This window comes from Candidatus Margulisiibacteriota bacterium (genome assembly GCA_031268855.1).
In the GTDB taxonomy this organism is placed as follows: Bacteria; Margulisbacteria; Termititenacia; order Termititenacales; family Termititenacaceae; genus Termititenax.
In genome coordinates this window covers 1-9,799 of sequence record JAIRWS010000008.1, presented here as the reverse complement: position 1 = coordinate 9,799, position 9,799 = coordinate 1, and the positions used below count along the sequence as shown (strand labels likewise).

Here is a 9,799-nt window from a genome sequence, read left to right as displayed (position 1 = left end):
CTTATGTGCTATGGAATTATTTAAAAATACCCCCCCCCCCCCCCATTTTTGGCCTAGCCACGCCAAAAATTTAGCTCTTTTTGCCGTAGACAACTATTTAAAATCAGATGAACCTCTCGCCAAGAAAAAGTTTGAAGACAAAGGGATAGAGCTTGTCAATCTTGATCTTGAACGAGACCATCTTCCGTTTGCAGCTGGAAGCGTAGACATAATAATTATCAATCAAGTGTTTGAGCATGTTAAAGCTGTGTTTTGGATTTTACACGAAATCACTCGGGTTTTAAAACCCGGCGGACATCTTATTGTTGGAGTGCCAAATTTGGCTGCGCTGCATCAAAGGTTGTTGCTTTTATTTGGACAACAGCCCTCCTGCATCAAAAACTATAGCAATCACATTAGGGGCTATACAAAAGGCGATCTTATCCGCCTTGTCAATAGCGCATTTGACGGCTGGCAATTAAAACATTTCGGTGGCGGAGATTTTCGTCCATTTCCAGCCTTTTTAGCCAAACCTTTGGCCAAAATATTTCCGACATTGTCCGGAACCATTTTTTTTGATTTTCAAAAAATCAAAGACTATCCGGACAATGGCTACTTAAAGGCTGCCCGGCAAGGCTATTGTCTCTCCAGCAAATAATAAATCGACGGGCTTAACTTCAGCCGGCCGGAGACGCCTTGCGCGAGGCGTTCCAGGAAACAGAGCAGCGGCGCGCCCAGAATTTTTTTCAAAAGCGGCAGGCGGAAATTGGACGCGCCGAGAGCTTTTTTGACCCGCAGATTATTTCGCTTAAAAATTTCTTCCGCGTAACGCGGGTGAAAATTATAAAAACCTTTGGCATTGCGGCTTGCCGGCTCAAGCGCAAAAGGCCGCATTTTAGACCGGCCTACACCCCAGCGCAAAATCTCCAGAATATTTCTTTTGTTGGCGATCTCGATGACGGCGCGTCCGCCGGGTTTCAGCACGCGCGCGATCTCCGCGACCGCCGCCGACAGGTCTGTCAAATGATGCGAGGCGCGCACCAGCAGCGCCGCGTCAAATTCTCCAGCGGCAAAAGGCAGCTTATACGCCGAGCCCTGCGCGGTCTTTAGTTTTGCGCCGTGCGCGGCTTTGGCCAGATCCAGCATTTTTGGCGCGTAGTCGAAGAGCGTGCAGTCCGCAAAACGCGGCAGGTAAACATCCGCCAGACGTCCGAAGCCGCCGCAGACATCGAGGAATTTTTCTCCGCGCTCGGGCAAAAGCCGGCGCGCCGCCAGGTGGTCGCAAAAATCCTCGTATTGCCGGTCGCCTTTTTCCCAGAAAAATTTTTTGTAATCGTAGTCTGAATAGTCCGTGATTTTTTCGCTCATTTTTGCCGCCAAACTTTCTTGATTTTAGCACGCGCGGCTTTTTTTGACCAATCTTGCTTATCAACACAGCCCCGGCCTTGTGCACGGCGGGGCGTATTTCCACTGTCAATTTGACATTTTTTTTTATCGGTGTAAAATACTTCTCCACCTCGGGGGATAAATTTTGGGTGTTTTGGGGTTCTATGGATTCTTTTTGGCCGGTTCTACTGGAAAAACTTAAAACTGCGCTGACCGGACCCGGCTTTCAGATGTTTAAAACTTCCATTGCGCCGCTCTCTCTGGCTGACGGGGTTTTGGCCGTTTCCGTGCCGTCAGACGTCATGGCGCTGTGGCTCAAAGAGCGCGAGCCGCTTTTGCAGGAAATTTTTACACGCGACTTTCGGCAAAATATCGCGCTGGATGTCCGCGTTGTGCCGGCGGCGCCCGAGTTAAGCCCGGCGCCGGTCGTCCGGCAGCTCCCGTCTGCCGCCGAAGAAGTTCCCGCCGAAGCCCTGGTCAAATTCAATCCCAAATATACTTTTGAAACTTTCGTCGTCGGCAACAATACGCGCTTCGCGCACGCCGCGGCTCTGGCTGTCGCGGAAAAACCTTTCATAGCCTACAATCCGCTCTTTACCTACGGTGGCCCGGGGCTGGGCAAGACACACCTGATGCACGCTATTGCCCAGCGCGCGTTATCTCTTAATCCCAAGCTGAAAATCGTGCTGGTCACCGCCGAAACTTTTGTGAACGAGGTCGTCAGCATTATCCGTGACGGCAGTGATGTCGCCCGCTGGAAAAACTTTTACGCGCGGTTTCGCATGGCGGATATTCTGCTTGTCGACGACATTCAATTTCTCATGGGCAAAGATCGTTCGCAGGAGGAATTTTTCAATACTTTCAACGCCCTGTACGAAACCAAAAAACAGATCATCCTCAACTCTGACCGGCCGCCCAAAGACCTGCGTGATATCGATGAGCGCCTGAAGTCCCGTATGGCCTGGGGCTTGATTACCGATATTCAATCGCCGGATTTTGAGACCCGTCTGGCCGTTCTGCGCAAAAAAGTCGAGAGCGACAGCACTATCGAAAACGCGAATATTCCGGAAGACGTCATTCAATACATCGCCAAAGCGCCTTTTTCCAATGTCCGCGATCTGGAAAGCGTCCTGCACCGGCTCGTCGCGCACACGGCTTTTTTTCAGACGCCGATCACGGTGGATTTTGCCGCCAAATTGCTTAAAGACCTGATCCAGACGCAGGATAAACATGTGACCATCAGCACGATCAAACAAATTGTCGCCGAACAAATGAAAATTGACATCGAGGAGCTTTCCGCCAAGATCCGTAAAAAAGAGATCGCCACAGCCAGACAAATTGCCATGTACCTGTCCCGGGAATTGACCAGCGCGACCAATGAAAAGATCGGCGATACGTTTGGCGGGCGCGACCACAGCACGGTCATTCATGCCTGCGATAAGATCCGTGAAACGATCAAGACCGACCATGCTTTGCTCGACCTTGTCAATAATCTCAAAAAAGAAATTCTGGCGCGATAATTTTTTTCCGAACAATTTTGCGCATACCCTGTGGATATCTTTTGTAAAATATTTTCCGCCAAAAACTCCGCTCCGCAACGACCGTTTTTTCCAATACTTATGCATAAGTTATCAGTAGCCGTAAATCAAATTTTTCGCTATAATTAAAAAAATTTTACGGTTATCCAGTTATGCACAGTCTTTATTGTTATTGTTAAACCTATATATATGTACGGAGGTATTAAATAATATGGAATTCAAATGTGTAAAAGCTGATTTGAACAATGCTGTGCAGGTCGTGGAAAAGGCGGTGTCGATCCGTAGCACGGTGGCGCAGATCGCCGGCAATATTTTGCTCGAAGCGAAAAATAACTCCTTGAAACTTACCGCCAATGACCTGGAGATCGGGATCGAGTTTTCGATCGACACCAATGTTATTGAAGAAGGCGCGGTGCTGGCTCCGGCTAAGACTTTGAGCAGCATTATTGCTAAATTATCCGAAGGCGAAGTTTCTTTTAAGGTCGATAGCAATCATAATATTTTAATTACCTCTAAACAGTCCAAGCCAAATATTTACGGTCTGGCTATTGATGATTTTCCGGTGCTGTCAAAAGTTACAAGCGGCAAAAATTTAAAGATCGAAGCCGATGCGCTACGCGAGATGATCCGGCAGTCGATCATTGCGGTGTCTTTTGATGAAGGGAAGCCTTTTTTAAACGGCATCCTGGTTGAGAAAGAAAAAAACGAGCTGCGTTTTGTGGCGACTGACGGTTTTCGCCTGGCTAAAAAAACAACTACTTTAAGCGAGGACACCGCGGGGAATCTAAGCGTTATCGTGCCGTCACGCGCCCTGCAGGAGATCAGCCGGATTCTTCAGCAGGAAGATTATCAGGGTGTCGTGGATATTGCCATTACTGAAAAACAAATTTCTTTTAGTTTCAAGAGTTTGTATTTGGTTTCACGTTTAATTCAGGGCCAATTCCCGGATTATCGCAACGTCATACCCAAAGAACAAAAAACCAGAATTGTCATGTCCCGCAAAGACCTGCTGGAAGCCGCGGATAGGGCGTCTATCGTGGCCAGCGCGTCGACCAACGTTATTAAGCTGGAAATGGTCGATCAAAAACTTCTGATCACGGCTAGCACGCCGACTATCGGCAATATTTCCGAGCTGGTCGATGTGCAAAAAGAGGGCGAGGACATGCAGCCCATCGCTTTTAATGTCCGTCTCGTTCTGGACGTTATACGCAATATACAGGAGGACAATATTGTACTGGTCTTGAACGGCATAACTTCGGCCGGCGTGATAATTCCAAAGGAAAACAAGGATTTTACTTACGTGGTTATGCCGATACGGGTCTAGCGGCGCTTAACGTACCGCGCGGCCAGAGCTCGTGTCAGCGCGGAAACAGCGTTCAGGTCCAGCGCGTCCAGCCCGATCAGATTTTCGGTAATTTCCTGCAGGCCGGGATTGGATTGTTTTTTCACCCGGTCTGATCCGGTCAGCAGGTATTCGACGGAGACATGCAGGACAGCGGCTATTTTGTAGGCGTCATCGGCGCGCGGGATAATTTCGCGGTTTTTCCAGGAAGAAAAAGTGCCTTTGGTGATGCCGGTTTTATAATACAGCCACTCAAAACTGGTCTTTTGCCGCGCCACTTCATTTTTGACGATTTTCCAAAATATCCGACCGGTCATTTATTTATGATAGGTCATTTAGGTTTGTAAATGAATGCTTTTTGCTTGACAAATGTCTGCGTGTGAGAGATAATATAGGTATAATTATTTATTTGCAGACATTTATGAAAAACTTGGTAAACAGGGGGGATTTTTATGGCAGATAATTACACCGACGCGACGGATACGGATTTCAAAGCGGAAAATTATAATATCGACGAGGGCAAGAAACTTTCGGCCGAGGGTATGCGGGCGGCCTTGCATACTAAGGAAAAGGTGGCGAATAAAATAGACGTCATAAACAGCGGTAATAATTCAAGCAGTGCGCAATATCCGTCGGTTAAAGCGGTCTATACTCTTGACGGCGGCGGCGTGCCATATTCCCTAAGCACAGTCCCCAGTTATTATGTTGTGATCTACATCATGAAAATTGCCTAAACCTCGGCATTTATGTCCTTGGCCGACCAAGCGTTAGGTTTTCTGACGTTTTGCCTGCGGCAAAACACCCCACCGCAGCTAACGCTGCCGCCTCCCCTTGGTTAAGGGGAGGCTGGCCGCCGGAAGGCGGACTGGTGGGGTGTCTCGCGTTGGCCGAGCCCTGGACGGTGAGCCCGTCGAACCGTCGAGGCCAGCGAGGCATGGAGCCGCTAAAACACTGTTTGTTCGTGTATTGGGCTTGTCATAAACACCATTGCCTAAACCTCGCTTGCCAGCGCGCGGCGAAGCTGGTATTATTGACCCCCTTTGCTTGAGGATAAAGTTTTAGTTTACAATAAAACAAGGAGTTTTTAATGACCGCGTACGATCTGCTTTTCATCACCAAGGCTGAGCTGGAAGAGGCTGCGCAAAAAGAGATTCTCGAGAAAGTAAAAACGCTGATCGAGAGCGGCGGCGGCAAAATTGACGCCACGGATGTCTGGGGCAAGAGAGACCTGGCCACGCCGATCGAGAAAAAACAGCAGGGTTATTTTGTGCTGATTAAATATACCGGGCCGGGCGCCATAAACAAAGAGATCGAAGCGCGCTTTAAGATTAACGAAAATATTTTACGCTATATGATCACGCTCTCTCTGCCCGAGCCAAAAGCCGAAGCGAAGGCCTAAAATTTATGAATTTCAACAGCATTGTTTTGATCGGCACGGTGCAGGAAAAACCGGAGACTAAATACACCACAGAAAACGGATTGTCGGTCAGCAAGTTTACGCTCAATGTCGCGCGGCCGCCGCGCCCCGATGGACAGACGACATTCGATAAAATTCCCGTTGTCGCCTTTGGACGGCAGGCGGATTACGCCGCGGAAAATCTGCAGATCAATTCTCTGGCGCTGGTCGAAGGCCGTATTCAGGTCAACCGCCGCGAGGCCAATGGCCAGAAATTTAGCCAGACCGAGATCAATGCTAAGACCGTCCGGCTGTTTAACGCGCCGGTGTCAGCGCCCGCCAAAGCCATTGCGCCGAGCAACGAACCACCCGCTACGGCTGGCGGCAATCCTTTTGACGGCGCGACAGAAGACGATGTGCCTTTTTGACCCGAGCTTTACAGGTGAAACAAGCGTGATGTGTAGAAAGAAAAAAAAGGAAAGAGCATGTATAATAAAGTTTTTTTGATCGGCAGATTGACCCACGACCCGGAAGCGCGCTCAACTTCAGCGGGCGTCATGGTCTCGCGGTTTTCGCTGGCTGTGAACCGCACCTCCAAGCGCGACGCGGAAGCTGATTTTATCCGTATCGTTGCCTGGCGTAAGCTGGCCGAGACCTGCAACACCTATTTGCGCAAGGGTAAGCCGGTGGCGATCGAAGGTCGTTTGCAGATCGGCGTGTATGAGAAAAACGGCCAGCAGTTTCAGTCCGCGGAAGTGGTGGCGGATAGCATGCAAATGCTGGACACCAAAGCGTCCAGCGCGGCCGGCGCCGCTTACCGGCCGGATCAGGGTGTTTCGCCCGCGCCGGAAAGCAGGCCTTTTGCTTCGTCCGGCGAGGAACCGGCGCCGTTTTGAGTCGAGACCCAGCCGCTGGCTCGGTTAGCCAGCGACATTTCCTCGGCGGCTTGAGGCCGCTCTCGGTCGCAAGCCAGCGCAAGCTGGCGAAGTGTGGAGCGTTAGAAAAAAGATACCGGAAAGAATAGAAAAAGTTAAGGAAGGAGGTATAAGGATGTCCAAAGATACCAAAAGAGGCGATCACAAGCTGTCTTTGCCAATGAAAAAAAGACGGGGCAAACCCTGTTATTTTTGCGAGAATCATGTGGACGATCTGGATTACAAAGATCTGGCGCGAGTGCAGAGATTTCAGTCGCCGCGCGGCAAGATCCTGCCGCGGCGTCAGTCAAATTGCTGCGCCAAGCATCAGCGCAAGGTAGCTCAGGCCATTAAGCGCGCGCGCTACATGGCGCTGCTTCCTTATGTCGTAGAACAATAGGCTTGAGACGAAGGAGATTTATTTATGGAAGTTATTTTATTGCAGGACACGGAGTACGGCGACAAAGGCGCCGTGGTCAAGGTTCGCGGCGGTTACGCGCGGAATTTTCTTTTCCCGCGGCGGCTAGCCGTGCCGCATAATGCGGGAAATTTGCGCCACGTCGAGAACATCGCGGCGCAGAGACAGAAAAAGATCGAAAAAGAAAAACAGGAAATACAGGCCGTTGCTGACAAGATCAACGGCGCGGCGGAGATAGAGCTTAAAGCCAGGGGTAGCGAGAATGGCCAGCTTTTTGGCGCGATTACGCATCAGCAGATTGCCGATGCGCTCAGTGCAAGCCTGGGCACGCAGATCGATCGCCGCCGCGTGCAGCTCAAAAGCGTGAAAGAGGCGGGCAAATACGCTGTGCCGGTGAAACTGACTTTTGGCATCACGGCGGCCGCCCGGCTGAAAGTAACGGCCGAGGTCGACAAAAAGACCGCGGCGACGGAAAAGAAAGCCCGCAAACCGCGCAAAAAAGAGGAAATTGCCGCGGAGATCGAGGAGCGGGAAAAAACCGCCGCTGTCGCGCCAGAAGCCGCGCCGCAGGAATAATGGCGAATGTTTTAATTACCGGCATTTCCGGCAGTGTCGGGCATTATTTGTTTGACCTGCTGGCGAATGATCCACAGTATCAGCTTTATCTTGTCCTGCGTGATCCGGCTAAATTGCGCCGCGATCTAACGCGGTTTTCCAACGTTACGGTTTTGCCGCTGGATGTGCGCGATCTACCCGGGCAAAAAGAGCTGCTGAAAAAAATGGATTATCTGATCTGGGTCGCCACTTGCTGGGGCGGCTACCGCGAACCCTGGCGGGTCAATGTCTATCCGGTTTTCCGCACGCTGCGCCAGCTTGACCCGCGGAGAATAAAAAAGATCCTTTATTTTTCGACAGCGTCGATTCTGGATCACGAACACCGGCCGATCGAGGCTATCCGTGATATCGGCACCAATTATATTCGTAGTAAATTCCTGACGCATAAAATGCTGCAATATCATAAATTGCGGGAAAAGATCATCACGATCTTTCCGACCTGGGTGTTTGGTGGAGACAGCGGGCATCCTTTTTCGCACGCGGCTGCCGGCCTCCCGGCCCTGGCCAAAAAGATCCGCTGGCTCAAATATTTCACGATGAACTTCCGTTTTCATTTCATTCATTGCGCGGACATTGCCCGCCTGACCAAATATTTGCTGGAAAATGCCGTGGACGGGCGCGAATATGTCTTTGGTAACGCGCCCTTGACCGACAGTGAGTTTTTGCGGCAAATTGCGGCCTGTTACGGACAAAAGAAGCCCTTGTTCCAACTTCGCGTGCCCATGGCCATAATTCAGTTTTTGATCTGGCTGCTGAAAAAACATCCCTGGGACAGCTACTGTTTAAAATATAAACACTTTGTTTACAATACGGTAAATTGTCAAAAATTTGGTCTGCCGTCAGATGTGGACACGGTAAAGGGTGTTTTGACAGCCTTAAAACAATAAAAAAGCGCGTTAAGTATAGGTTAAACAATAAAGGATGTTCCGTATTTTAATCACTTTCCGCATGGCAAATAGCCATGTTATTGCGTGTCGAGTTGCCTGCGCGCGCCGGTGTTTTCTAGCTTTTAAGAGGGCTTTGACAATTCGCGCTCGCTTCGACTACGCTCAGTGAACGCGAATTAGCTTCGGTCGTTTCGACTCCGCTCAACGACCGAAATATCGTTCAGTGACCAATGATCAAAGCGCGCTTCCGGTAAAATATTTGCCGCATGAAAAAACAGGAAACGCTGTTTTTGATGGATGTTTTGAGAGCGAATATTTTGCCGTAAGCGCGGTTTGGCTCGAGCTTAACAAGGCTACAAAGTAGCCGACGTTAAGCGAGAGACTCGGCGCGCGGCGGCAAAGATATTCGCTCTAATTCATTGTGATTTAGGAAGTAAGTGTTTTATGTCAGAAAAAGTGGAAAACAAATCTAAAATAAAAAACTTGACAAAAATTTAGGAATTTGCTATATTAAGCAAGTCTTTAGCAGGACAAAAAAATGAGAAGGAGGTGAATTATGAAAAGCTACAACAACGTGACGTTGATCGGCCGCGCGGTGCGGGATCCGGATTTCCGGGACAGCAGCAGCGCCAATGCGCGCGTCCAGTTCACGCTGGCGGTCGACCGGCCGTACAAAGACACCGAGGGCAAACGCCCGACGGATTTTTTGAATGTGGTTGCCTGGGGCAAACTGGCGGAGATCTGCCACGACTACATTCAAAAAGGCTGTCTGGTTTTGGTCAGCGGACGGATTCAGTCGCGCTCGTATGAATCTGGCGCGGAAACAAAATGGATCACGGAAGTCATCGCGGACAGCGTGAATATTTTGGAGTACCGGCAGGCTAAAGTCGCGGCGGAAGACAAAAAAGAAGTTAAGCCCAGAAAAAAAGCGGCGTAAGATTTCCGCGCTGGTCTTGCGTTGAAGGCCCCGCGCTGCCGCAACTTGCTGTGCGGCGGCGCGAGGCGAGAATAAATTTCCCATTCTGGTGAAAGGTTATTTTCTTAAGCCACGCAAAATATAGAATATGGAAATTTGAAAAAAAAGATACTCTTTTTTGGGGAAGCCCTTTTGCTTTATTGCGGTTTTTTGGTCGATGTGAGTGATGGCCGGTATGCTAAAATCTTGCTCGATGCATTATCCTAAAGATTATTCAGTCATCGTGGTTGGCGCGGGGCATGCTGGTATCGAGGCCGCGCTGGCCTGCGCGCGGCTGGGGCTGGATACGCTGCTGCTCACGCTCAATCTCGACACGCTCGGCAAAATGTCCTGTAATCCCGCGATCGG

General features: G+C 49.9%; 14 protein-coding genes. 12 read left to right on the top strand and 2 right to left on the bottom strand.

All coding sequences use genetic code 11. From position 1 onward, the window contains the following. Positions 1-637, top strand: a 637-nt coding sequence (locus LBJ25_00620) for a methyltransferase domain-containing protein (GenBank protein MDR1452467.1), incomplete at its 5' end; no start/stop codon positions are given. On the opposite strand, the gene LBJ25_00615 is transcribed toward LBJ25_00620, so the two are convergent. Further along, positions 616-1,347 (bottom strand): class I SAM-dependent methyltransferase, encoded by a 732-nt coding sequence (locus tag LBJ25_00615; GenBank protein MDR1452466.1) that lies wholly within the window; start codon positions 1,345-1,347, stop codon positions 616-618. The two genes, LBJ25_00620 and LBJ25_00615, sit on opposite strands and share 22 nt — an antisense overlap. 182 nt (positions 1,348-1,529) lie before the next feature. On the opposite strand from LBJ25_00615, the gene dnaA reads away from it, so the two are divergent. Both dnaA and dnaN read left to right on the top strand, forming a co-directional pair. Next, positions 1,530-2,885, top strand: a complete 1,356-nt coding sequence (gene dnaA / locus LBJ25_00610; GenBank protein MDR1452465.1) for a chromosomal replication initiator protein DnaA — start codon at positions 1,530-1,532, stop codon at positions 2,883-2,885. Positions 2,886-3,114: 229 nt separating this feature from the next. Beyond that, on the top strand, positions 3,115-4,227 hold the full coding sequence (dnaN, locus tag LBJ25_00605; GenBank protein MDR1452464.1) for a DNA polymerase III subunit beta: 1,113 nt from the start codon (positions 3,115-3,117) through the stop codon (positions 4,225-4,227). Here dnaN and LBJ25_00600 read toward each other — a convergent pair. After that, positions 4,224-4,562 carry a helix-turn-helix domain-containing protein gene (locus tag LBJ25_00600; GenBank protein ID MDR1452463.1) on the bottom strand — a complete coding sequence of 113 codons (339 nt, stop codon included), beginning with the start codon at positions 4,560-4,562 and terminating at the stop codon, positions 4,224-4,226. The two genes, dnaN and LBJ25_00600, sit on opposite strands and share 4 nt — an antisense overlap. 135 nt (positions 4,563-4,697) lie before the next feature. Here LBJ25_00600 and LBJ25_00595 point away from each other — a divergent pair, with 135 nt between their 5' ends. From LBJ25_00595 to LBJ25_00555, 9 genes are all read left to right on the top strand, one after another. Then, complete coding sequence (locus LBJ25_00595; protein ID MDR1452462.1) at positions 4,698-4,979, top strand: hypothetical protein; 282 nt, start codon at positions 4,698-4,700, stop codon at positions 4,977-4,979. Positions 4,980-5,332: 353 nt separating this feature from the next. Continuing rightward, positions 5,333-5,644: a 30S ribosomal protein S6 gene (gene rpsF / locus LBJ25_00590; protein ID MDR1452461.1), complete on the top strand. Its 312-nt coding sequence runs from the start codon at positions 5,333-5,335 to the stop codon at positions 5,642-5,644. Between the two features lie 5 nt (positions 5,645-5,649). Next, a complete protein-coding gene (locus LBJ25_00585) occupies positions 5,650-6,069 on the top strand; it encodes a single-stranded DNA-binding protein (GenBank protein MDR1452460.1) in 420 nt (139 codons plus the stop codon). Between the two features lie 57 nt (positions 6,070-6,126). Next, complete coding sequence (ssb, locus tag LBJ25_00580; protein ID MDR1452459.1) at positions 6,127-6,537, top strand: single-stranded DNA-binding protein; 411 nt, start codon at positions 6,127-6,129, stop codon at positions 6,535-6,537. Positions 6,538-6,736: 199 nt separating this feature from the next. Next, the gene (rpsR, locus tag LBJ25_00575; GenBank protein ID MDR1452458.1) at positions 6,737-6,955 is read left to right on the top strand and encodes a 30S ribosomal protein S18; all 219 of its coding nucleotides are present in this window, start codon (positions 6,737-6,739) and stop codon (positions 6,953-6,955) included. Positions 6,956-6,979: 24 nt separating this feature from the next. Further along, positions 6,980-7,549 carry a 50S ribosomal protein L9 gene (gene rplI, locus LBJ25_00570; GenBank protein MDR1452457.1) on the top strand — a complete coding sequence of 190 codons (570 nt, stop codon included), beginning with the start codon at positions 6,980-6,982 and terminating at the stop codon, positions 7,547-7,549. Then, complete coding sequence (locus LBJ25_00565; protein MDR1452456.1) at positions 7,549-8,475, top strand: NAD(P)-dependent oxidoreductase; 927 nt, start codon at positions 7,549-7,551, stop codon at positions 8,473-8,475. The genes rplI and LBJ25_00565 overlap by 1 nt, the downstream gene beginning before the upstream one ends. Positions 8,476-9,031: 556 nt before the next feature. Beyond that, entirely contained in the window at positions 9,032-9,412 is a 381-nt protein-coding gene (locus LBJ25_00560) for a single-stranded DNA-binding protein (protein MDR1452455.1), read from the top strand. 232 nt (positions 9,413-9,644) lie between these two features. Further along, the coding region (locus LBJ25_00555) for an FAD-dependent oxidoreductase (GenBank protein MDR1452454.1) at positions 9,645-9,799 on the top strand (155 nt) is incomplete at its 3' end.

Excerpts from the sequence above, each read along its gene's own strand:
- LBJ25_00585 (MDR1452460.1), top strand. The coding sequence starts at position 5,650 with ATGAATTTCAACAGCATTGTTTTGATCGGCACGGTGCAGGAAAAACCG.
- LBJ25_00560 (MDR1452455.1), top strand. The coding sequence starts at position 9,032 with ATGAAAAGCTACAACAACGTGACGTTGATCGGCCGCGCGGTGCGGGAT.
- LBJ25_00565 (MDR1452456.1), top strand. The coding sequence starts at position 7,549 with ATGGCGAATGTTTTAATTACCGGCATTTCCGGCAGTGTCGGGCATTAT.
- dnaN (MDR1452464.1), top strand. The coding sequence starts at position 3,115 with ATGGAATTCAAATGTGTAAAAGCTGATTTGAACAATGCTGTGCAGGTC.
- ssb (MDR1452459.1), top strand. The coding sequence starts at position 6,127 with ATGTATAATAAAGTTTTTTTGATCGGCAGATTGACCCACGACCCGGAA.
- LBJ25_00615 (MDR1452466.1), bottom strand. The coding sequence starts at position 1,347 with ATGAGCGAAAAAATCACGGACTATTCAGACTACGATTACAAAAAATTT.
- rpsF (MDR1452461.1), top strand. The coding sequence starts at position 5,333 with ATGACCGCGTACGATCTGCTTTTCATCACCAAGGCTGAGCTGGAAGAG.
- rpsR (MDR1452458.1), top strand. The coding sequence starts at position 6,737 with ATGAAAAAAAGACGGGGCAAACCCTGTTATTTTTGCGAGAATCATGTG.
- dnaA (MDR1452465.1), top strand. The coding sequence starts at position 1,530 with ATGGATTCTTTTTGGCCGGTTCTACTGGAAAAACTTAAAACTGCGCTG.
- rplI (MDR1452457.1), top strand. The coding sequence starts at position 6,980 with ATGGAAGTTATTTTATTGCAGGACACGGAGTACGGCGACAAAGGCGCC.
- LBJ25_00600 (MDR1452463.1), bottom strand. The coding sequence starts at position 4,562 with ATGACCGGTCGGATATTTTGGAAAATCGTCAAAAATGAAGTGGCGCGG.
- LBJ25_00595 (MDR1452462.1), top strand. The coding sequence starts at position 4,698 with ATGGCAGATAATTACACCGACGCGACGGATACGGATTTCAAAGCGGAA.